The 20,823-nt window shown below is 49.4% G+C and carries 23 protein-coding genes; 14 read left to right on the forward strand and 9 right to left on the reverse strand.

Annotation, left to right across the window (positions count from 1 at the left end; genetic code table 11):
• The first annotated feature begins 8 nt into the window (after positions 1 to 8).
• From CRN95_RS07920 to CRN95_RS07940, 5 genes are all read left to right on the forward strand, one after another.
• Positions 9 to 650 (forward strand): energy transducer TonB, encoded by a 642-nt coding sequence (locus CRN95_RS07920; RefSeq protein ID WP_097020561.1) that lies wholly within the window; start codon positions 9 to 11, stop codon positions 648 to 650.
• Between the two features lie 193 nt (positions 651 to 843).
• On the forward strand, positions 844 to 1,803 hold the full coding sequence (locus CRN95_RS07925; protein WP_235002946.1) for a lipopolysaccharide assembly protein LapB: 960 nt from the start codon (positions 844 to 846) through the stop codon (positions 1,801 to 1,803).
• Between the two features lie 56 nt (positions 1,804 to 1,859).
• The gene (locus CRN95_RS07930) at positions 1,860 to 2,618 is read left to right on the forward strand and encodes a hypothetical protein (protein ID WP_088629169.1); all 759 of its coding nucleotides are present in this window, start codon (positions 1,860 to 1,862) and stop codon (positions 2,616 to 2,618) included.
• Complete coding sequence (locus tag CRN95_RS07935; protein ID WP_088629168.1) at positions 2,615 to 3,241, forward strand: hypothetical protein; 627 nt, start codon at positions 2,615 to 2,617, stop codon at positions 3,239 to 3,241. Before CRN95_RS07930 ends, CRN95_RS07935 begins: the two co-directional genes overlap by 4 nt.
• Positions 3,238 to 3,969: a hypothetical protein gene (locus CRN95_RS07940; RefSeq protein ID WP_088629167.1), complete on the forward strand. Its 732-nt coding sequence runs from the start codon at positions 3,238 to 3,240 to the stop codon at positions 3,967 to 3,969. Before CRN95_RS07935 ends, CRN95_RS07940 begins: the two co-directional genes overlap by 4 nt.
• Positions 3,970 to 4,082: 113 nt before the next feature.
• Here CRN95_RS07940 and CRN95_RS07945 read toward each other — a convergent pair whose 3' ends face one another.
• Both CRN95_RS07945 and CRN95_RS07950 read right to left on the reverse strand, forming a co-directional pair.
• Entirely contained in the window at positions 4,083 to 6,668 is a 2,586-nt protein-coding gene (locus tag CRN95_RS07945; protein ID WP_097020562.1) for a U32 family peptidase, read from the reverse strand.
• A 17-nt stretch (positions 6,669 to 6,685) separates the two neighbouring features.
• Positions 6,686 to 7,033 (reverse strand): hypothetical protein, encoded by a 348-nt coding sequence (locus CRN95_RS07950; RefSeq protein ID WP_097020563.1) that lies wholly within the window; start codon positions 7,031 to 7,033, stop codon positions 6,686 to 6,688.
• A gap of 32 nt (positions 7,034 to 7,065) precedes the next feature.
• Here CRN95_RS07950 and CRN95_RS07955 point away from each other — a divergent pair, with 32 nt between their 5' ends.
• Positions 7,066 to 7,284: a hypothetical protein gene (locus CRN95_RS07955; protein WP_012819879.1), complete on the forward strand. Its 219-nt coding sequence runs from the start codon at positions 7,066 to 7,068 to the stop codon at positions 7,282 to 7,284.
• A 293-nt stretch (positions 7,285 to 7,577) separates the two neighbouring features.
• A complete protein-coding gene (locus CRN95_RS07960; protein WP_097020564.1) occupies positions 7,578 to 8,207 on the forward strand; it encodes a hypothetical protein in 630 nt (209 codons plus the stop codon).
• 58 nt (positions 8,208 to 8,265) lie between these two features.
• Here CRN95_RS07960 and CRN95_RS07965 read toward each other — a convergent pair whose 3' ends face one another.
• The 6 genes from CRN95_RS07965 to CRN95_RS07990 form a co-directional block, all read right to left on the reverse strand.
• Complete coding sequence (locus CRN95_RS07965) at positions 8,266 to 8,529, reverse strand: Txe/YoeB family addiction module toxin (protein WP_088629163.1); 264 nt, start codon at positions 8,527 to 8,529, stop codon at positions 8,266 to 8,268.
• Positions 8,529 to 8,798: a type II toxin-antitoxin system RelB/DinJ family antitoxin gene (locus tag CRN95_RS07970; RefSeq protein ID WP_088629162.1), complete on the reverse strand. Its 270-nt coding sequence runs from the start codon at positions 8,796 to 8,798 to the stop codon at positions 8,529 to 8,531. Before CRN95_RS07970 ends, CRN95_RS07965 begins: the two co-directional genes overlap by 1 nt.
• Before the next feature lie 171 nt (positions 8,799 to 8,969).
• Positions 8,970 to 10,289: an SPFH domain-containing protein gene (locus CRN95_RS07975; protein ID WP_088659043.1), complete on the reverse strand. Its 1,320-nt coding sequence runs from the start codon at positions 10,287 to 10,289 to the stop codon at positions 8,970 to 8,972.
• A gap of 36 nt (positions 10,290 to 10,325) precedes the next feature.
• Positions 10,326 to 11,162, reverse strand: a complete 837-nt coding sequence (locus tag CRN95_RS07980; protein WP_235002947.1) for an alpha/beta hydrolase fold domain-containing protein — start codon at positions 11,160 to 11,162, stop codon at positions 10,326 to 10,328.
• Between the two features lie 237 nt (positions 11,163 to 11,399).
• Complete coding sequence (gene rpiA / locus CRN95_RS07985) at positions 11,400 to 12,089, reverse strand: ribose-5-phosphate isomerase RpiA (protein WP_235002948.1); 690 nt, start codon at positions 12,087 to 12,089, stop codon at positions 11,400 to 11,402.
• Positions 12,089 to 12,721 carry a peptidylprolyl isomerase gene (locus CRN95_RS07990; RefSeq protein WP_012819868.1) on the reverse strand — a complete coding sequence of 211 codons (633 nt, stop codon included), beginning with the start codon at positions 12,719 to 12,721 and terminating at the stop codon, positions 12,089 to 12,091. Before CRN95_RS07990 ends, rpiA begins: the two co-directional genes overlap by 1 nt.
• 69 nt (positions 12,722 to 12,790) lie before the next feature.
• Here CRN95_RS07990 and CRN95_RS07995 point away from each other — a divergent pair, with 69 nt between their 5' ends.
• From CRN95_RS07995 to CRN95_RS08020, 6 genes are read left to right on the forward strand one after another with little or no spacing between them, the layout of a single operon-like run.
• Positions 12,791 to 13,519 (forward strand): metallophosphoesterase, encoded by a 729-nt coding sequence (locus CRN95_RS07995; protein ID WP_012819867.1) that lies wholly within the window; start codon positions 12,791 to 12,793, stop codon positions 13,517 to 13,519.
• Positions 13,520 to 13,981, forward strand: a complete 462-nt coding sequence (locus CRN95_RS08000) for a 23S rRNA (pseudouridine(1915)-N(3))-methyltransferase RlmH (protein WP_012819866.1) — start codon at positions 13,520 to 13,522, stop codon at positions 13,979 to 13,981. It begins immediately after the preceding gene.
• A gap of 15 nt (positions 13,982 to 13,996) precedes the next feature.
• The gene (locus CRN95_RS08005; RefSeq protein WP_088629159.1) at positions 13,997 to 14,488 is read left to right on the forward strand and encodes a dihydrofolate reductase; all 492 of its coding nucleotides are present in this window, start codon (positions 13,997 to 13,999) and stop codon (positions 14,486 to 14,488) included.
• Between the two features lie 39 nt (positions 14,489 to 14,527).
• Entirely contained in the window at positions 14,528 to 16,219 is a 1,692-nt protein-coding gene (locus CRN95_RS08010; protein WP_088629158.1) for a GGDEF domain-containing protein, read from the forward strand.
• Positions 16,220 to 16,265: 46 nt separating this feature from the next.
• The gene (locus CRN95_RS08015) at positions 16,266 to 17,552 is read left to right on the forward strand and encodes an MgtC/SapB family protein (RefSeq protein WP_088629157.1); all 1,287 of its coding nucleotides are present in this window, start codon (positions 16,266 to 16,268) and stop codon (positions 17,550 to 17,552) included.
• Between the two features lies 1 nt (position 17,553).
• On the forward strand, positions 17,554 to 18,306 hold the full coding sequence (locus tag CRN95_RS08020; RefSeq protein WP_097020567.1) for a hydroxymethylpyrimidine/phosphomethylpyrimidine kinase: 753 nt from the start codon (positions 17,554 to 17,556) through the stop codon (positions 18,304 to 18,306).
• A 134-nt stretch (positions 18,307 to 18,440) separates the two neighbouring features.
• Here the strand turns inward: CRN95_RS08020 and typA are convergent, their stop codons facing one another.
• Positions 18,441 to 20,276 (reverse strand): translational GTPase TypA, encoded by a 1,836-nt coding sequence (typA, locus tag CRN95_RS08025; RefSeq protein WP_085490571.1) that lies wholly within the window; start codon positions 20,274 to 20,276, stop codon positions 18,441 to 18,443.
• Positions 20,277 to 20,367: 91 nt separating this feature from the next.
• On the opposite strand from typA, the gene ruvX reads away from it, so the two are divergent.
• Entirely contained in the window at positions 20,368 to 20,781 is a 414-nt protein-coding gene (gene ruvX / locus CRN95_RS08030; protein WP_074208275.1) for a Holliday junction resolvase RuvX, read from the forward strand.
• The last annotated feature ends 42 nt before the right edge of the window (positions 20,782 to 20,823 follow it).

Here is a 20,823-nt window from a genome sequence, read left to right on the forward strand (position 1 = left end):
TCGCTCTCATGCTTGACTTTTGTGCGAAATATTTCCGATTCCCGGTGGCGTTTGTGCTCTCGTTTGTCGTGGGCGCAGTGTTCTTCCTTGCAATCCCGGTCATCAACGTGTTGTTCTTCGATAAAGGCGTGAAGTCCGAAAAAGTTCTCGAAGAAGTGACCGAAGTTGAAGTCCTCGTGAGTGAGAAAAAGCCCGAAGTGAAGCAGAAGGTCATCCGTACGGTGGCGACTCCGAACACGTTCAAGGTTTCGGCGCACATGGGCGTATCCCGTAGCCAGAATTTCCAGATGGATTTGTCGCTTGCCCGTGGTGCCGCTGGCGATGGCGTTGCCGTGGATGCAGGTACGATGGAAAACGTAATTTACGAGGCTGGCGAAGTGGATGAACAGGCGCAAGTGTTGCGTGAAATCCAGCCGAAGTTCCCGGACCGCGCCAAGAAAATGGGCGTTTCGGGTTACGTGAAAGTATTTATTGTGATTGATGTGAACGGCGATGTTTCGCAGGCTCAGGTGCTGACACAGGACCCGGCTGGCTATGGCTTTGATATCGAAGCGCTCAAGGCTATTCGCCAGTGGAAGTTCTCCCCGGCGCAGTTACGCGGCTTCCCAGTAGCACAGAAGGCTACAAAGGAGTTCCGTTTTGTTAAGTAATTTTAATTACAAATTTGGGAACTCTTTGAGTAATGCTACCCGTACCGCATGCGGGCGGGGCCCCAGCTCGGAGTTGCGAAGGCCGCACGGGCCCCTCCCTGCACCCTCCCCATCCTTGGCCGACGCGAATGTAGTGATGAAAAGTTTATCTCAGAAAGAAATGTTTTTTATTAAGAAACACATCTTTCTTTCTGTGCTTTGCTTCTTGCTGTTTTTGCCGTTGAATGTTTTTGCTGCGGATGATTTCTTCTTCAAGGCGAACGAACTTTACGACCAGGGGCGTTACAAGGAATCGGTGAAGTATTACCGTGCTGCGATTGACGATGGCCGTTACGAGCCTTTTGCGTGGTTCAACTTGGGCAATGCCCTTGTGCAACTCGGCAAAAAAGAAGTCGCGATGGTTGCTTACAAGCGCACTGTTGAACTCCTTCCGGACTTTGTAAAGGCTTGGATGCTTCTCGGCGACCTCTATTATCTCGCCGAATCTCCTAGCGATGCGATTGTCGCCTACAATCGTGCCATTGAACTTGGGACGGAAACGGACCACATCCATTTTGCCCTTGCGGAATGTTATATGAAAGGCAGCGACTGGACGCTTGCCCAAAAGCATTTTGAACGTGCGCTGGCGCTAAACCCGGACCGCATGGATGCCTGGTACGGCCTTGCCGAAGTCTATGAAAAGCTTGGCGATTACGAATATGCGGTGAAGACGCTCAAAAATGCGCTCCAGATGACAGCGACCGCTGGCGCCGACGTACATTACACGCTCTCGTATTATTACCGCAGCATGGATTCTACGCGGCTCGCTCTCAATGAAATGGAAAACGGCATCATGATGGATCCCGAAAACGTTTCCGCTCGCCGTTATCTCGCTCAAATGTACGTCAAGAATGAATCCCCGTGGATGGCGATTTTCACGCTCGAAGAAGGCCTCCGCCACAAGAAAGGAATTGCGGACTTGAATCTTGATTTAGGGCAGATTTACTTTACGCAAAAACGTTACGACGAAGCGTTTGAATGTTACATGAAGGCTTGGCGTGCAGGCAATTCTCAAGGTCGCATCGGTGCTGAAAACGTTGGCCACATCTTCTCGAACGCTGGCGACACCGAAAAAGCCGAAACCCTCTACGCCCGCATCCGTGATAAGAAATAAATGAAGAAAAAAGAATGCATCACTAGGTTTCTGTTTTTTTTGAATTTATTAGCGGTATGTTAAAGATGAATTGGTTACCACTAAGATTATTTTTATTTAGCATATTCTTTGTCTCACTTTCTGTTTTTGCGACAGAATCGTGTGATTATTTTGTAAATGAAGTGAATTCTTTAAAGCCTGAAGATACTCAGGCTTTTTTTAAGGGAAAAATTGATTATTCAAAAGCTTATATAGAGGTCCCTTTTTTAGAAAAAATGGAACCGGGGATATATTTACATGTTAGAGAACGTGTTGTTGTAAATGCTTATATTCCCAAAGAATCGAAAAAAATGTGGATATATAAAGAACCGCTTTTGTATCGTTCTGAAATAGAACGGTTTACTCCTTGTATTGATAAACATGTGAAGGCGAATATGGATTATTTCCTAAAAACATGCCTTTATGATAAAATTCTCTCTCATGAAGATGTATTTGATCAACTTGCTTCATTTATGAGAGAAAAATATGAAGAATTAAGTAATTACTGTAATCGAGAAGATAAAATAAAAGTTGCAATTGTTTATGTGATGGATGATCGAAGTGTTCGAATGAAACAGTTCGACAGTCCGACTTGTTTAGATGATTCCTTCGATGTTGATCCAGTTGTTCGAGAATGGCGTGCTGTAGATTCTCTAGTCAAGGAACTTGTCGAGCCTTTCGATGATAAGTGTGATTGGCGGAATTTAGTTCCGAACCCTAAACAATTTTCGGATGAAAAATATAAACGGGATGGTTGGTCGCTTGTTTTAACAGAAAAGGATTGCCCAGAATTATGAAACATCTAATAGTTTATTTGTTGCTGGCCTGTTCATCTGTCTTGGCTTATAATGATAGTCTTGTTTATTCGTTTTATTCATTAAAGAATATGGTAGCTCCGAATGAATACCGTAAAAACGACTTTTCTGCAGTATTTGGAAATACTGTATTTGAACAAAATGGTTTGTTCATTTTTTACGAACGTTTAGGAATTCAACGTCTGTATGTTAGAAGTGATGAAAATCGTGAAAGGGAATGGAATGTTTATCAGTTGCCTGAAACACATATGCTACCGTGGCTTCATCCTGAAAAATACATGGAAAAAAGAAGTCAATTGCTAAAAGAAAATTTTTTTGTTGAAAAATGTAAGACGCAAATACCTTCAGATGAACTTCTGCTTGCTGATTTAGATTCTTTACATATTGATATGCATCTCTATGTTGTGCCAGGAAAATCGTATAACCGAAATTTAGATTATGTAATAATGGGCTTTTCACAAAAAAACGGGAAACGACGTTATTTTTATTATGTCAAATATAATGACTTTTGGGAAAAGAAAGAAAAACGTTTTGCAGTGTATGCGAATGTGTTCAAAATTATGGAAAATATAGACGAAAAGATTGTTTTCCCGGAGTGTCGATGAAAATATTTTGTTTTGTGCTCTTTGTTTTTTTAATGGCTTCGTGCAGTTTGTTGCCAATTAATACTTACAAAGGCGATTTGTATGAACGAAAATTTTTTGTTGAAAAATTGAAAACAGATTATTTTGAAGAATGGGGTTTAATCCGTACAACAGGATATGGCGTTAATGTGAAATGGAATAAAAAAGTTGTTCCCAATGATTCTTCTGTTAAATTTGTATGTCGAGATGTTTCTGGCATTAAAGGTTTCTTTGCTGGAAGATTGATTCATGATGAAAAAAAAGAAAAAATAATAGTGGAGTGTTTCAGTCAGCCGGAGAAACCTATAAATTCTTATTCTTTTAATGATTTGTTGATAAAAAGAATGTTGAACCAGCATCGTCTCGTATGGACTCTTAAGGATTCGGTTTTCAAGATTCTTTATGGTGGTGATAGTATTCAAATTCTTTCTGGAGAGTATTACAACCATAGATTAGTTTGCTCTGAAAAAGACCCCCAAGAATGTATGTTTGATTCTGATTTTGAAAAAAAGAAAGATGAAATATATTTTGATGGTCCTTTCTACGAAATTTCTTTACCCACAAAAGGTCGTGTTCGTTCTTTGAAAATTCTGAAAGATTTTAAGAATTCTTCCGCTTACGAGCACCTAAAACTCGACCCATCTATTCTCCCGCTCGAAAGCCCTGGCTATAAGAAACTCCGCGAACAGGAAAATGCGTTAATCAAGTAAAAACTTGCGAGATAAAATAAGCGAATAAAATGAGAGCGCACAGCAATTTTTCGATGTTGATGAATATTGTATATTCATTTAGAAAATATTTACTGTCTACTTCCTACTAATCTCTAAACACAACCTTTCTTTCGGTCTTGCCAGACGCTTTGATTGAACAGCTGACCTTCGGAGAGTCCGTACTTTTCTTCGACGCCTGCTTTTGAAATGGCGGTATCAATGTCGAGCTTGCCGCGGATGGCTTGCGTATAAATGTCGATCTTGCGGCGGACGGATTCGGGCTCTTCATCCAAGAGTTCCAAACGGTAGCTGCTCACGTTTTGTGCGATGAGCCTTGGCAAAAGCTTGAGGGCGGATTGCGGCTTGCCGACAAAGAGCGTGTTGCGGCATTCGGCATCGGATTGCAAGAAGTGGCGTTCGCCCTTGTGGTCGAGAATTTCGACTTTGTGCTGTGTGCAAATCTTTTTGCATTCGGGGAAGCGGCGGCCGGTCGTGAGGGCGCGTGCAAAGGCGCAGTATTCCGAGTGGAATGCGGGCATGTACTGGTGCAGAGCGAGTTCGAGCTTGCTTCCGTCAATGTTCTTGAGCAAGTCAAAAAGCTGGGTGCTGTTGAGGTCCCACGACGGGTGCAATTTTTCAAGTCCTTGTGCCAAAAGCCAATCGTAGCTTGCGCTGTTAGTGGCATTTAAGCTGTAGTCGCCGACCATCGGGATTCCGGAATCCTTGAGGAGCGCGAGCGAACCGAGGTTACGCACCAGAGCAAATTCCGGCATGAGCGTAAGAATTTGTTTGATGTAATGGTTTTCGCTTGGCTTGTGGATGCGGAGCGTGGCGATGCCTGCTTCAAAGCCGAGTTTGTGGATGTGTTCGAGCGGTTCGTCGTATTTCACGCCCCAGTCAAAATCCATGACGACTTTGTCGATGTCGAGGCCTTGCAATGCGTCAATTTGTTCGGGACGGCGGACGAGAACGGTTATCGTGCGACGATTCTTGGAAGTGCTCGTAGTGCTGCCGGGAGTGCCCGCGACCATGCTTGTACTGCGTGCGACGCTGTGTAGGAATGCGCGACCATTGTCTGCAGAAGGGGCGAGTTCTTTCCACTGCAAGCGCTTTTCGTCCAAGGCTTGAACGGCTTCTTGACGGAGCGTTCGCAAGACTTTGCCGGGGAGGAATGCGTTTGCTGGCAACTTGATTTCGAGCTTGTCGAGAACGTAAGCGGTCGCGCTCAATCCAGAAAGTTCTTTCTTGGCGATGGCTTGGAGTGCATCGGGAGCGACTTCGTTGCGGGCTGCTTCGAGGATGGCTCCTTCGACGGTGACCGCGCGCGTCTCGTTATCTGATGCCGATATTGTCAATTTCAGTGGTTCGCCAATTTTCCCTTCGAGTGTCATGCAAACAGGAATGTGCTTGGCGAAACTCTTATCCGTAAAAGTCTTGTGGAGTTCTTTTTCGAGAGCGGGGGAGTCGTTGCGGTATGCTTTCATGCCGTAAGAGACTTTGCGCAAGTTGAATTCTCGGCCGAATTCCAAACGGACTTGCGACTTCCCGGCGCGGCTAGCAAACGTCGCTTTGTACAGTCGGCTTCCCGTTTGTCGCGGTTCCGGCTCTGCCCTATATTCCTCAAATAAAATCCCGTCGCCCGGCAATAAAGTGCATGGAACAGGCTTGTCTTCAAGTTCCACAATCACGCCGTTGCGGTCTACTTGAACGACAGTTCCGATAAATTCACCATGGTGGTTCGAGAACGATCCGTCGACGAGTTCCTGGTGATTTACGCCATCGAGCCAACCTGTGTTGAGCCCGCGGGAGAACAGGACTTCCAGCGGTTCCAAGTCCTGTGCGGTAAGCTCGGCGGCATTTCCATTCGCACACTCGGCATTTGCTTTATAACCTTTCTCGCTCAGAATTTCCAATGCCTTGCGATACGCGTGCGAAACGGCGGCCACATATTCCGGGCTTTTCAAACGCCCTTCGACCTTGAGCGATTCCACGCCGATTTCCTTGAGCTCTTCAAGCTTCGGAAGCGCACACAGGTCTCGCGTGCTGAACAAGTAGCGAGCCTTCGGGTCCTTCCATTCCTTGCCGTCCACAAAAATGCGGTAGGGAAGGCGGCAGCTTTGGGCGCACTGCCCGCGGTTTGCCGAGCGTCCGCCAAAGTTTTCGCTGGTAAGGCACTGCCCCGAGTACGAGACGCAAAGCGCCCCGTGGATGAAAACTTCCAGTTCCAAGTCGGTGAGGCTCTTGATTTGCGCAATTTGTTTTGCCGAAAGTTCGCGAGCCAAGACCGCTCTTGAAAATCCGATGTCCTTGACCAAGTTCACGGCTTCGGAACTCGCGAGCGTCATTTGCGTGCTCGCGTGGATTTCCTGTTCTGGGCTAATCGCCTTGATGAGCCTTGCGAGCCCGATGTCCTGGATGATGAACGCGTCCGGCTTTAACGCAATCAAGCGTTCCAAAAATTCCGGCAACTCCTGAATTTCGCGCTCGAAGATGAGGATGTTCATCGCAAGGTACGTCTTTACGCCGCGAAGCCTTGCGTAGCGGATCATTTCTTCGACATCTTCAAATGAAAAATCTTCGGTTCGACCGCGTGCGTTCCAGTGAGGTACACCATAATAAACCGCGTCCGCCCCGTTGTTAATGGCGGATTCCAGCATGTCGCGCGTACCGACAGGCAAAAGAAGTTCAGGATTGTTCATACCCGCAAAAATAGAATTTACACTTCGTCTAAATTGTAGCCGAATTGCACAATGGCGCCGGTATTGGCTTCACGGAAAATGCGCAAGTGGGCAAGCCCTTCGAGGATGGCGTTGTCAAGCGTGTCTTGGTTTTGCGCTGCATCGAACCCAAGTCCAATGGTAGGTATGTCCTGCGAACCTTTGTAACCCTCGTGGATGACCTTCACGTAAGTGTATTCCGGATCCATCTCAAGGATGGCTTCGTGGATGTGCTTGTCGTTATAGCCCGGATCGCTCTCGAATGATTGCTCGGAACGGCTACGGATCGTAAGAGAACCGCAATAGCCATCCTGTTTAAATTTCAACCATTTTTGTCCGACTGTCATAATTCCTTCAAAAAATAATCTAATTTTGCGATATGTTCAAGAAATCCCTTATTTTGTCGTCTTTAGTTTGCATTTCAATGTTTGGATTCTCGGGCTGCTCCAACCAGGAGGCTGAGTACAAAATTGCAACTCTTACCGAAGAAAATGCCCGTCTGGCACGTCAAGTCCTTGTTCTCAAGGCTACTTTGGATTCATTGAACGCCCACAACAAGGCTGTGGATCACTCGCTCAAGTCTCTGGACATGAAATAAGAGAACCTTTGGGCGCATGTGCTCAAAAAAACATACAATTTTCTCTCATTTTCTTACAATAAACCGAATTTCTGCAAGAAAAATTTGTTAAATTTGCGCTCGTGACTGGCCCCGGTTTGTCGCCACGGCGAAAACCATTTTTGCTTCCCACGTGAAGCCCCCGCGACCGTCAAGTCTCCAAGGAGGCGCTAGTAAGATGGTCTTTAATTAACCCACACATTCCAGTCACCCCGCCTGCAGGTTATTTTCCAGCCTGCTCGTGTGGTTCAACCCTTACTTTATGAGGTGCCCACATGGAAATAATCGCTCTCGCACTTTCACTCCTCGCAGTGATTCTGTGCATTGTTATCCTTGTTAAGGTTAATAAGCTTCTCACGATGCTTCGTACCCCGATTTTCAAGAAGCTCACCCCGGACATGAACTTGAAGCCGTCCGCCCGTCGCCCGATCAGCGCACAGGAAATGGCTCAGCGTGGTGGCAACAATAAGGAAAATCGCCAGAACAAGGAACGTCCGAACAACAATAATAAGGACAACCGCAATCAGCAGCAGGCTCAGGCTCATGCCCCTGCAACGCGTGATCGCAATGAACAACAACAGCGTCCGGAACGTGGCCCGCGCCGCGAACGCCGCCCGGAACGCCCGCATCGTGAAGCTAACGCTGAAGCTCCTGTTGCTGCTGCAGAACAGGCCGCTCCGATTGCACCGGCTGCTGAAGCTCCGGTCGCCGAAGCTCGTCGCCCGCTCGCTCCGCGCATTCCGGTTGAAACTCCGGCCGCTCCGGCTGTCGAAGCTGCCCCGGTCGCTCCGGTTGCTGAAGCCCCGGCAGAAGCTGCTGCAGAAACCGCTTTTGATCCGTCCAAGGTCCGCTATGGCCGCCGCAACGTGATCAAGAAGGCTCCGGAACTCTCCGAAGAAGCTTAATTCTCACGAGAATTTGCAAAAAATCCCAGTCCAACCGGACTGGGATTTTTTTTGTATGCTAAACGTTTTCGTAGTGACCTTTGCAAGAAAGAATGTCGATAAATTCACCATTAATTCTGTAGATTAGCCGATTGCCATCGTCAATTCGTCGACTCCAAAATCCGCTGAGGTTTCCTTTCAATGCTTCAGGCTTGCCTAAGCCTTCGAAATGGTTTCGCTCGATGTCTTTTACAAGTTGGTTAACTCTTTTGAGCGTTTTTTTATCTTGGGCTTGCCAATAGAGGTAGTCGTCCCAAGCTTTATCGGACCAAATTTTCTTCATTAGTCGTCAACCTCAATGAGTTCATGTTCAACACCCTTCCCGGCGTTAAGCTGCTCGATGCCTTTCTTAAGAGCTTCGATGTCGTTTGCTTTGGCGTTGTAACGGGCAGAAGGTTCACGGACTTCAAAGGGAATGCGATGCTCATTGATGACGTTCTTGATGAACATGTAGATGGCTGCAGAGGTGGACAGCCCTACGTTATTGCAGAACTCGTCAAAACGTTCTTTGTCTTTGCTGTCGATTCGTGCGGAAACTGTTGCCTGTGCCATAAAATGCTCCTTTTTTATATTACTCAATTTACAAAAATGTAGTGCAAAGTGCAATAGATTGAATTTGATGCTCTGCAAAATAATGCAAATTGCGTGATTTTGCAGAGCTTTCTGCGGCAAAAAATCCCGCCTCGTTGGGCGGGACCTTTGCTTTTTAAACCTTTTCAGCACTTACTTCGAGAGCTTTTCAGTAAGTCCCATAAGCATGTTCAAGCCTACTGCGTCCATGGCAGTGCTTGCGCCGCCCTTGGAGTCGCCGGTCATCATGATTTCCGGGACGAGCGGATGTGCGGACTTGGCGAGAGCTTCAGCAACACCGACCTTGGTCTTGTAATCCCATTCGGCGCGTTCTTGCGGAGTCAAACCGGCGCTGACGAGAGCCCTGTTGGCGGCTGCTTCTGCTTCTTTTTCGGCTTTGATTTTCTTAGCGACTTCGAGAGCTCTCAAAGCTTCGAGGCGTGCCACTTCTTGTTCTTTTTGCGCCTGGAGAACGGCAACATCGCGTTCCTTTTCTGCCTGCGTCACAGCTTTGATTTTTTCCACTTCCTGGTCTGCTTTTGCCTGAGCAATGCGAGCCTTGCCTTCGGCTTCGGCGGTGATGGCTGCCTGCTTTGCCGTTTCTGCTGCCGTTGCGTTAGAGACGCGCTTCATTTCGCGGTCCTTCACGATGTCGAGCTGCTGTTGAGCTTTCTGATCGAGGCGGACGTTCTGGATTTCGAACTGCACCACTCTGATGCCGTAAAGACGGAGTGCCGAGGGCTTTGTCAAGATGCGGTTGCCGTTCTTATCGAGTTTCAGCTTTGTGACCTTGTATTCTTGCGTTTCGGCTTTCTTGATGATTTTGCCTTCGGAATCGTAATCGTCTTCGCCGGCCTTTTCGGTGAGCACTTCGATTGTGGTGAGGTATTCACCTTCCGTGAGTTGGTCTTCGGCGATTCTTCTGAATTCAGCAATCTTTGTCACCTTGGCTTCTTCGGCGGTGAAGAGCGGTGCGGTCTTTCTAACGGCGGAGAGCACGGAGTTACGGACAAGGTCATGCTTGAGTTTCTTGTCGGAACGTTGTTCGCGGTGGATTTTCACGAGGTCTTCGCAGTCCGTGGGGAGCTGGTATTTGAGGTAGCCACTGATTTCGGCGTTTGCATTTCGGGACAAGGTAACGGAAATATCGTCCTCGTCGTCGTCGCCGCCTTCCCAGCCTTCGCCCTTTACCTTATCGGTAGAGGAGTTGAAGTAGAAGTCCTTGGTTCTGTCGTAAGAGTAGATGCTTGCAAAACCCTTGAAGTAGAAACCGGCGTGGTCGATGCAGGAGAGGGTACCAAACGGAGACTGCTTCACAAGAAGCTGCGTTGCGCTATTGTAACCGATATTACATTTGAGCAAAATAAGAGCGATAACAACGATGACCGCGACAATGATTGCTTTTGTGTAATTCTTTTTGGGAAGCTGTATTTTGGGTTGCACTTTGGGCTGTAATTTGGATTCTGTTTCCATTGTTTTTTCCTTCTTTAGTTTATGCAATAAATATAGTTATTGCATAAGGCTTGTCAGGGAGAGCGCCGTCGTTCTTTCGGTGCTGCTCTTGACAATGTCCGCAATCGTCTGGCGGGCTTCCTCGCCTTCGGGGGCGGGGTAGAGGGGGAACACGTGTCCCAGTTCTTCTCCGACGTGGAGCGTGACGGATACGCCTGCAGACTTCATTTTTTCACCGCAATTGACGATGTCGGGATAGAATACTTCCCAGGTGCCGACGAAAATGTCGGTGGGCGGGAGCCCCTGCATGTTGCCGTAGAGTGGCGATACCATTGGATCGTGTGCATCCATGCCGTTAGCCCAAGATAGACCAAATTGATGTAGTTCGTCGATATGAAGCCAGTTGTCGTATTCTGCTATGGATTCATCGCCGCCAGTGATGTCGACCCACGGTGAAATCAGGATGAGGTGCATGGGCGAGGGGAGCGATTGCTCTAGGATTTCTTCGGCGAGCGCAAGCGAGAATCCGCCACCGGCACTGTCTCCCATGATGATGATTTTGCTTGCGGGGAAGCGTTTCAAGAGTTCGCTGTAGAGCTTTAATACGAGTGTATGGGCTTCGAGCGCCGTATGTTCCGGCAAAAGGGGGTAGTCCGGCATCACCAAGCCGCAACCAGTTGCTTTGGAGAGATCGGCTAGCATTTTCCAATGGAAAAGTTGAAAGCCTTGCCTGTAGCCACCGCCGTGGAGGTAGAGAATGACGGGCTTGGTTTCGTCTGCGGCCGCCATCTCAAGAACTTGCATGCCCTCGATTTGGTATTCTTTTAAGGGGCGCTTGAACTTGACCTGTTTTGGAATCAGCGGATTGCTTTCGCCAAAGTTATAGACGTCCACCAATGAGACTATTGCTACGAGCGCGAGCAACAAACAGGGCACGAATATCTTTGCAAATTTCATACGAGGGGGCAATTACACCAGAGTTCTCGACAATATACTTTTTCCGTCGTGTAAACTCAAGTAAAAAAAAGAAGACCCCGGAATAAATCCGGGGTGACAATTCACTGGATCCCCTCCCGCGCTACGCTTGGTCGAGGATGACAATTCTAATAACTATTGACTAATGACCAATGACTAGAATTCGATCAAGCCCTTGGCTTCGTCAGCGAGGATGACCTTCGTTGCCATGTTGATGAACAGGCCGTGTCCGACGATACCCACGATGTGTTCCAGATCACGGGCGAGCTTGTCCGGGTCTGCGATGGGGGCGAACTTCGCATCGGCGATGAGGTTGCCTGAATCGCTAATCACCGGACCGTCCTTGCCAGGAGCGCCCATACGGACCTTGACTTCGCCACCGAGCTTTTTCACGCGTTCTGTCACGACGGCGATAGCTCCCGGGATGATTTCAAGAGGGACTGCGAACTTGGTGCCGAGCAGCTGCACGGCCTTGCCGGAGTCTGCGATAATCACGTAGTTATCCGTCATGGAGGCGACAATCTTTTCGAGGAGGTGAGCGGCTCCGCGTCCCTTGATTAGGTTGCGGTTCGGGTCAATTTCGTCTGCACCGTCAATCACCATGTCGAGGTGGCTCACTTCGCCCATTTCCTTGAGCGGGATGCCGAGGCTACGGCATTGGAGTGTGGTGCTCCAGCTGGTCGAAACGCCCGTCACGTGGATGCCTTCGGTCTTGATGCGTTCGGCAAGGCGGTTCACCATGTGAGCTGCCGTGCTGCCTGTGCCGAGACCGACAATCATTCCATCCTTGATCATGTCTGCGGCACGAACGCCTGCAGCCTTCTTGAGTTCATCCATCGATGCCATTAGCGCCATCTCCTTTCGTTTGAGTCAAAATTGTCGTCGCCCATGCGATTGTCGTAACTGTCGTAGTTATCGTATCCATCGTTAAATTCGTCTTCATCCGGGAAGCCGGACTCCTGTTCGGTGAAACTTGCTTCGACGATGTCTACAACTTCGACGTTAAAAATCAAATCCTTGCCTGCAAACGGGTGGTTTCCGTCCACAATCACGGTGTCTTCGAGAATTTCCTTGATGGTGTAAATGCCGTCGCACTGGTCGTCATCGCCATCCAGGTTCAAGTCGTTTACAAATTCCTCGGCGGTGTCCGGCAGCTGGAATTCGCGCATGTCGTTATCCTGGTACATTTCGAGTTCCATGCCGAGCCAGAGCTCTCCGACGTCGCGGAGTTCTTCTTTCGGGACTGTGAGGATAAGGTCCTTGCGGTATTCGCCATAACCGAGATTTGCCGGAATGCTCACCGTAAACTTTTCGCCCAGACGACGCCCCGTCAATGCGTCTTCGAGTCCGGGAATGATATTGTTGTATCCGTGGATGTACACGAACGGCTGGGAGGCGGGAACTTCTTCAAGAATTCGCTTGCCTTCTCTGAGGGTGTAGGCTATGCTCACCTTCATCTTGTCTTGAATGACTACCATACGGGCGTAAATGTAGTAAAATTGGTCAATTTCGCCACTTATATTAAATTGTTTTTCTAAATTACGGACATGCTTTACGGTATTTGTTCAGATATCCATTCCAATGCCACCGCTTTCGAGGCTGTGCTCCAGTCCATGCGCGAAAATGGCGTGGAACGGAGAGTATGCCTTGGTGATATTGTGGGATATGGCGTCGATACCGATGAGTGCGTCAATTTGGTTAAAGAGAACATGGATGTGTGCCTGATCGGGAACCACGACAGCGTGGCGGTCCGGTACGAATCCAGCGCCGGGTTCAACCCGTACGCGAAGCAGGCGATTGAATGGACCCAGAAGAACCTCTCTAAGGAGTCCGTGACGTATATCCGCTCGCTCCCGTACATCCAGGAAGAAAACGATATCTGCTTTGTGCATGCGTCGCCCTTGTCTCCGGCAGATTGGGTCTATGTGACCGATCTCGAGGATGCGCTGAACGCTTTTGACCATTTCTCGGAGCGCTACTGCTTTGTGGGGCATACGCATAGCCCGGTCATCATTGCTAGCCGCCCCTTGGCGATCCCGAAGATTCTGGACGAGTACGAGTACGTGATTGCGAATACCGAACGCTTGCTGGTGAACGTCGGCAGTGTGGGGCAGCCCCGCGACCGCGACCCGAGAGCCTGCTGGTGTCTGCTCGATACCGAGACCAAGTGCGTGCGGCTCATTCGAGTGGAATACGACATTCGTGAGACGCAGAACCGCATGAAAAAGCAGGGGATGCCCTCGTTTTTGATTGACCGACTATCGGTGGGGCGTTAGATGAAGTGGGTGTTGGCGGTGTTTGGTAAGGCTGGTTCCCCGTTCATTGCGGACGAGGTGGAAAAGTATGTGAAGCGTTTGCGCGGTTCCGCGATGCCACTGGAAGTGGTGGAGCTCAAGGAATCGAAAATTGACGACCACGCCCAGGCGCTTGCTCAGGAAGCCGCTCTTTTCGAGAAAAAATTCCCGCGTAACGAGTTCCGCCGAGTGATCCTCTCCGAAGAGGGCAAGCTCATGACGACGGTTAAGCTCGCCGATACGTTACAGGCCCGCTTTACGGGAAATATTGTGTTTTTGATTGGCTCCGCGTACGGCATCGACGAGAACTTGAAAAAGTCCGCCGACTTGCTCTTGAGCCTTTCTCCATTGACTTTTACCCACGACCACGCCAGGATTATTACGGTAGAACAGCTCTACCGCGTCCAGATGGTCATGCAAAACCACCCATATCATCACCGATGAGACGAGAGACGAAAGATGTTAATTTCTGCAATTGTAGCGGTTTCTGAAAACAATGTCATCGGGCGTGACGGTCACTTGCCGTGGCACCTGTCTGCCGATCTCAAGCGCTTCAAGGCGATTACCTCGGGGCATGCCATCATCCTCGGTCGCAAGAATTATGACGATATCGGACGCCCGCTCCCGAACCGCACGAACTACGTGCTCACCCGCAACAGGGATTTCCAGGCCCCGGGCTGCATTGTCTGCTCTTCGCTCGGTGAGGCTATTGAGGCCGCTCGCGCTGCAGGCGAGACGGAATGCTTTATTATTGGTGGTGCTGCCGTGTATCGTGAGGCGATGCCGCTGGTCGAAAAGCTCTATTTGACGAGAGTTTTGTCGCACGTGGAAGGCGATGTTTTCTTCCCGGAGTGGAACGATAAGTTCCAGAAAGAAAGCGAAGAATCTTTCCCGGCAGACGAAAAAAACGACTTCCCGACAACCTTTGAAATTTGGGTACGAAAAAAATAAGGTTCTATTGCCCTTAGAATTACTTATTATATACTAGAGATGTTGTTGAGGAATGGAAAGAAAATACTTAGACTTCTCATTGCAGTGGTTGCCGCTGTAATTGTTGTTCTATTTGTCGTCAGTTTTAACGGCATGTGCCGTCATGGTTCGTGCAACAATGTCATCGCCCTTAACGATGGCTGGTCCATTTCTTTTGGCGGCATTCATCTTCCGCCGATGGAACATGTCTCCGATTTCCGAGTTCCCTCAAATATTCAGCCCGGCGATACGATTATCTACGAGCGCGACATGCGGAATGATTCAATTCCCTTGCCGACAACGCTCCGTTTCCATGCGTATCACGTTGCTGTAGCTGTCTATGTTGACAGTGTTTGCTATTACCGTTATGGTTTTGAACGCTTTAAAGAGGGTAAACTGGTCGGTAGCGGCATCCACCTTGTGAATATGCCGGAATTTCTTGACGACCATGTCATTCGCGTGGTGACGATTGTGACCGAAAAAGCGGCCGCAAAATCTGTGGCGCAGATTGAACTTTTGCGTTCAAATAGCATGACAGACTATTTTTCGCAAAATTCTGATTCCATTACCATTGGCATATTCCTGATGTTCTTTGGGGCCATTGCCTTTATTACGGGCTGCTGTGCCGTCGGCTTTGACAGGGCTTATTACCGCCTTGTTCTGATTGGCTTGTTTGCTGGTTTGATGGGACTTTGGACGCTGAATTACGCGAAGGGTATCCAGATTGTTTCCACGAACTATGCGCTGGATACGACGTTGGAATACGTTTCGCTTTACCTTGCAGCAATCCCGTTTGGCCTTTTGATTATCAATATGCGTGCGGGCAAGATTTCGACCTGGAAGTTGAACGTGCTGAAAGTCATTGTCGGCTTTGGTGTGCTGTTCTTCTTGGTGACGACGATTTTGCATGTGACCGATATTGCGCATTACCCGACATTCTTGCTCGTTTACCATTGCTATATCTTTGTATCGTTCCTGTTCATGGTCATTTTCAAGGTGCTTTACGATCGTGGTGCCGGAATGCAAGAAAAGATTCTTGCGTCGGGAACGGTGGTGTTTGTGCTGTTTGGCATTGCCGATTTGTTCCGCTACAATGTGCAGAATTTGTTCGGCTTGGAAAAATCCTTCTTGGATGCGACTTGCCTTCCTGTGGGGACGCTCCTGTTCATCTTGTTCTTGATGGTGGGCTATCTCGTCTACATGTACGAGGAACTCATGGACAAGACTGAGAAAGAAGTGCTCCGCCAGATTGCCTATCGTGATGCCTTGACGGGCATTTACAACCGCGCCAAGTGCGAACGCATTTTTGAAGTGCTCAACCGCGATGATAGTGACTACGCGATTGTGAGTATCGACGTGAATGGACTTAAGTACGTAAACGACCACTTTGGGCATTCCATGGGCGATAAGCTTTTGTGCGCCTTTGCCGATGTGTTCAAGAATGCGTTTAATGGCATCGGGACGACTATTCGCATGGGTGGTGACGAGTTTGTGGCGATTGTTCGTGCCGAACACCTTTCTGATTTGAGCACGGCGTTAAAGACGATGGTGCTTCTGGAAAAAGAGGCCAAGTTGCCGATTGCTCTGAACGTTGCTTATGGCTACTCCGTACGCCGTCGCGGTGATGCCGTGACAGCAATGGATGTTTACCGCATGGCGGATGCAAACATGTACGCCATGAAGCTCGCTTCTAAGCAACAGCGAATGGCGTAATTTCACAAAAAAATTCATTCTCCGCAATTTTTTGATTAGATTTTGAATGATGATTGAGTTCAATATCTTTTATAAGCTTGCGGCTGCGCTGGGTATCGGTTTTATTATCGGTATGCAGCGTGAAAACTCGTATTCCCGCAATAATTCTAGGCACCCCGCTGGGTTGTGCTCGTTTTCAATTGTAAGCCTTTGTGGCGCCTTGTCTTGCTACCTGGGCGACCTGATGGGCTCCATTGTTCCCTTTGTCGTTGGCCTTGTGATCGTTGGGCTTTTGCTTGTGGCAAGCCATATTGCGTACGGCCTTTCGAACCAGAATAATGGCGGGCCTGCGGGCGTCACGACTAGTGCGGCACTTATCATGATTTATTTCTTGGGGGCGCTTTGCTGGTTCAACCGGCTCTTGGAAGCGTGTATCCTCATGATTGTGCTTTTGTGGCTGTTGGCGGTCAAGCGGCAACTTCACGATTTTGCGAAAAAGATCTCGACCGAAGACATTATCGCGACAGTCAAGTTCGCGGTGATTTCTCTCATGATTTTGCCGTTCCTCCCAAACCATGCTTATGGCCCGGCGGGGCTTGAAGTCTTGAATCCGCATACGATTTGGCTTTTTGTCGTGTTCATTTGCGGCATCGGCTTTGTGGGCTATGTGCTCATCAAGCTTGTCGGTCCGGGTAAAGGCATTTGGCTCACGGGACTTTTGGGCGGGCTTGCGAGCAGTACCGCACTCACGCTGAACTTGGCGGGCCGTAGCGTTGATAACGAACAGTATGCGGCGGACTTTACGCTAGGCATTGTGCTTAGCTGGTCGGTGATGTATGCGCGACTCTATCTCATTTGCGTATTCCTGATGCCGTCACTTGCGCTCCCGTTGTTGGCGCCTTTGCTTGTGCCTGTGGTGCCGGGGCTTGGCTATGCGGCGTACCTGAAACTCCGTGAATCTAAGGATCATCGCCAGAAGACAACTGATTTTAACAACCCGTTCAAGCTGTTGCCTGCAATTAAGTTTGGCTTGGTCTTTACGGTGGTCATGTTCATCGCGAATGCGGCTCACGCTTATTTTGGCTCAGGTGCGTTGATGATTTGTAGCTTCTTGGGCGGTGCGGCTGAAATGGATGCCGTGGCGTTTTCGCTCATCGACATGTGCCGAAAGGCGACTCTTGAACACCACAACTTGATCTTGGCGCTCCTTTTTGCGAGCCTTGCCAATACGCTTACCAAGGGCTGCATGGTGTATTTCCTTGGGGCAAAGTCCATGCGCCGCCCGATTCTCCCGGCGGTGGGGCTTATCTGCGGCGTGTCCGTAGTGATGATTGGAATTTATTCGGTGGTATAAAATGTCTGAAAAAATGAAATTTGCATTGACTATCGCAGGCTTCGATGGCTCTGCGGGCGCTGGAATTTTAGCGGATGTTAAGGCGATGGCGCATTTTGGCGTGTTCAGTGAATCTGTTTGTACCGCACTCACGCAACAGAACGAAGATGAATTTGTTGCGCCAGGATGGGTTATCTGGGAACGCATCGAAGCGCAACTTGAAACGTTGTTTGCCAAGCGCCAGTTCAAATTCGTGAAAATCGGGCTTGTCGAAAAAGCGAAGGTCTTACAGCGAATTGTAGAATTTGTCCGTGAAAAGTCTCCGGATGCCTACATTATCTGGGATCCGATTGCAAGTGCTTCGGCGGGTTTCCATTTTATGCGCTCGGCAGAACGCGAAGAATTTATGCCGGTGATGAAGCAGATTGATTTGGTCACTCCGAATCTGGACGAGTTCGGATTCCTGGGATTTGAACAGGCTGCTTCTCGCGGAAAGTTTGAATTCGGGAAGGATTTCGCCTTGCTTTTGAAGGGCGGGCATTCGACGGATGACGAAGCCGTTGATACCTTGTGGGACAAGGACGGTAAACAGTACAAGTTCACGAGTCCGCGAATCCCGGGAAATGGCAAACATGGCACTGGCTGCCATCTGTCATCGGCTATTTTAGCGAACTTGGCGCTTGGGCATACGCTCCCGGAATCCTGCCAAATAGCGAAGAATTACCTCACCGAGCTATTGCAAAGTGGCGAGGGGCGATTGGCTAAAGACTTTTAAGTTGTAAAAAAAAATCCCGGCCGTGATGGTCGGGAATTTTTTTCATTTCGTCATCCCGAACGAAGTGAGGGATCCAGTAACATAAAAAAGCACCCCGCAGGGTGCTTCTTTTAAATTCTGCGGAATGCCGCGAATTAATCGTCGTCTTCAGCCGGCTTCTTGGACATCTGCTTACGCTTGATCGGGTCGAGCTCGGTCTTGCGGATGCGGAGCACTTCCGGAGTGACTTCGATGCATTCGTCTTCGTTGATGAAGGTGACGCATTCTTCCAAAGTCATGCGGCGGTACGGCGTGAGCTGGATCATGTCGTCTGCGGACTTCGAACGCATGTTGGTGAGGTGCTTGCCCTTCGTGACGTTCACGGTGATATCGACGTCGCGGTTGTGTTCACCCACGATCATGCCCGGATAAACTTCGGCACCCGGACCGATGATGAGGTAGCCACGATCTTCCAAGTTAGAGAGAGCGTAGCTTGCAGCTTCGCCCGGTTCCTTGGCGATGAGTACACCGTTGATACGAGACGGAATTTCTCCCTTGTACGGCTGGTATTCTTTGAAGAAGGACTGCGTCACAGCGTAACCCTTGGAAAGGGAGAGAAGCTTCGGACGGATACCGATAAGGCCACGGGAGGGAACGATAAATTCGAGAGAAACGCGGTCGTTTTCGTCGGTGGTCATGTTGACCATTTCGCCCTTGCGCTGCTGGATTTCCTGGATGCAGGCGCCGCTGAATTCGTTCGGAACTTCGACCTTGAAGTCTTCGACCGGTTCCAAAAGTTTGCCGCTTTCGTCTTTCTGGAAAATGACCTGCGGGGAACCGATGGTGAATTCATAAAGTTCACGGCGCATGTTTTCGACGAGAATCGTGAGGTGCAAAATGCCACGGCCAGAAACCTTGAATGTAGATGCACCTTCGGCCTTTTCGACGAGGAGGGCGGGGTCAGCCATGTGGGCGCGTTCCAAACGTTCCTGGAGCTGGTTACCCGTCATGAACTTTCCACCGTATTTGCCGGCGAGCGGCGAAGTGTTCACGGTGAAGAGCATGGAGATTGTCGGCGGGTCAATGTGAATACGCGGCAAGTGAACTGGATTGTTCGTAGAAGAAAGCGTATCACCGATATCGAAGTAGTCAAGACCTGCGATGAGGATGATTTCGCCCGGACCAGCTTCTTCGATCGGCTTCGGGGTGAGGCCTTCGTAGCGGAGGATCTTTTGCGGACGGACGTTCTTGACGGTTCCGTCGGGGAATGCCTGAGCGTAGGTCTGGTTCGGCTTGAACACGCCCTGCTGCACGCGACCCACAGCCAAACGGCCGAGGAAGCTGGAGTATTCGAGGGAGGCGATCTGGAGGAGCGGTTCGCCGTTCGGATCGCCCTTCGGAGCCGGGATGCGTTCGATGATCTTGTCCATCAAGATGCTGAAGTCGCCATCCGGGTCTTCAAGTTCGGCGCGGCAAATGCCCTTACGGCCACTGCCAAAAACTCTGTCGAAATCGAGCTGTTCTTCGGTAGCATCGAGTTCGCAGAACAAGTCAAAGACCTTGTCCAAGGCGAGGAGCGGGTTACAACCGTCACGGTCGATCTTGTTCACGACGATGATCGGGGTAAGGCCGAGTTCCAAAGCCTTCTTCGTCACGAAGCGGGTCTGGGCCATGGGGCCTTCGAATGCGTCAACGACCAGAAGAACGCCATCGACTGTACCCAAAACGCGTTCCACCTGGCCACCGAAGTCGGCGTGCCCCGGGGTATCGACGATGTTCACGCGGTATCCCTTGTACATCACGCTCGTGTTCTTGGAGAGGATGGTAATGCCGCGTTCGCGTTCGAGGTTGTCGGAGTCCATCACTCGGTCCACGATTTCTTCACCTTCATGGAAGGTTCCGCACTGTTTGAGGAGCTGGTTCACCAGGGTTGTTTTACCGTGGTCAACGTGGGCGATGATGGCAACGTTTCTGATTTTTGATTGATCCATATTTTACCGTTTGGCTTTAATTTTCGGCGCAAAGATAGAAAAATGAGTGGAAAAATGCAATATTTAGCGTTCGTATTCTATATTTAGGGGCGTGAATTACTTGGCTTTGGATTACGGAGAGCATCGTGTCGGGGTCGCTTTTGGCGATTCCGAGCTCAAAATGGCGTTTTCGCGCGAAACGATTGACCAGAAGACGACGAACCTGTTCGAGCGCCTGGACCAACTCGTGCGCCTCAACAAGATTGACGAATTTGTCGTCGGGATGCCGTACCACCCGGATGGCCGCAAGGACGGTAAAAACGTGGTGGTGGAGGCTTTTATCAAGGATTTGGCACTGCGATTCCCGGGGATGAAAATCCATACGCAGGATGAATCGTACTCCAGCGTGCAGGCGCAGGAGTTCACCTCGTACATGAGCAAAAAGAAAAAGCAGAAGAATAAGGCCATTATCGACCGCACCGCCGCCGCTATCATACTCCAGCGCTGGTTCGACGAGAACCCCTAACCACTTCGCTTTTTCGTCATTCTGAGCGAAGCGATATACGAA

It is taken from the genome of Fibrobacter sp. UWB16 (assembly GCF_900215325.1).
Classification (GTDB): Bacteria; Fibrobacterota; Fibrobacteria; order Fibrobacterales; family Fibrobacteraceae; genus Fibrobacter.

Coding starts and splice junctions, on each gene's coding strand:
- CRN95_RS07990 (WP_012819868.1), bottom strand. CDS start 12,721: ATGGTAGTCATTCAAGACAAGATGAAGGTGAGCATAGCCTACACCCTC.
- CRN95_RS08010 (WP_088629158.1), top strand. CDS start 14,528: ATGTTGTTGAGGAATGGAAAGAAAATACTTAGACTTCTCATTGCAGTG.
- CRN95_RS07995 (WP_012819867.1), top strand. CDS start 12,791: ATGCTTTACGGTATTTGTTCAGATATCCATTCCAATGCCACCGCTTTC.
- CRN95_RS07920 (WP_097020561.1), top strand. CDS start 9: ATGCTTGACTTTTGTGCGAAATATTTCCGATTCCCGGTGGCGTTTGTG.
- CRN95_RS07960 (WP_097020564.1), top strand. CDS start 7,578: ATGGAAATAATCGCTCTCGCACTTTCACTCCTCGCAGTGATTCTGTGC.
- CRN95_RS07955 (WP_012819879.1), top strand. CDS start 7,066: ATGTTCAAGAAATCCCTTATTTTGTCGTCTTTAGTTTGCATTTCAATG.
- CRN95_RS07935 (WP_088629168.1), top strand. CDS start 2,615: ATGAAACATCTAATAGTTTATTTGTTGCTGGCCTGTTCATCTGTCTTG.
- typA (WP_085490571.1), bottom strand. CDS start 20,276: ATGGATCAATCAAAAATCAGAAACGTTGCCATCATCGCCCACGTTGAC.
- CRN95_RS07975 (WP_088659043.1), bottom strand. CDS start 10,289: ATGGAAACAGAATCCAAATTACAGCCCAAAGTGCAACCCAAAATACAG.
- CRN95_RS07930 (WP_088629169.1), top strand. CDS start 1,860: ATGTTAAAGATGAATTGGTTACCACTAAGATTATTTTTATTTAGCATA.
- CRN95_RS07970 (WP_088629162.1), bottom strand. CDS start 8,798: ATGGCACAGGCAACAGTTTCCGCACGAATCGACAGCAAAGACAAAGAA.
- CRN95_RS07965 (WP_088629163.1), bottom strand. CDS start 8,529: ATGAAGAAAATTTGGTCCGATAAAGCTTGGGACGACTACCTCTATTGG.
- CRN95_RS08015 (WP_088629157.1), top strand. CDS start 16,266: ATGATGATTGAGTTCAATATCTTTTATAAGCTTGCGGCTGCGCTGGGT.
- CRN95_RS08020 (WP_097020567.1), top strand. CDS start 17,554: ATGTCTGAAAAAATGAAATTTGCATTGACTATCGCAGGCTTCGATGGC.
- CRN95_RS08000 (WP_012819866.1), top strand. CDS start 13,520: ATGAAGTGGGTGTTGGCGGTGTTTGGTAAGGCTGGTTCCCCGTTCATT.
- CRN95_RS07940 (WP_088629167.1), top strand. CDS start 3,238: ATGAAAATATTTTGTTTTGTGCTCTTTGTTTTTTTAATGGCTTCGTGC.
- CRN95_RS07945 (WP_097020562.1), bottom strand. CDS start 6,668: ATGAACAATCCTGAACTTCTTTTGCCTGTCGGTACGCGCGACATGCTG.
- CRN95_RS08005 (WP_088629159.1), top strand. CDS start 13,997: ATGTTAATTTCTGCAATTGTAGCGGTTTCTGAAAACAATGTCATCGGG.
- CRN95_RS07950 (WP_097020563.1), bottom strand. CDS start 7,033: ATGACAGTCGGACAAAAATGGTTGAAATTTAAACAGGATGGCTATTGC.
- rpiA (WP_235002948.1), bottom strand. CDS start 12,089: ATGGCATCGATGGATGAACTCAAGAAGGCTGCAGGCGTTCGTGCCGCA.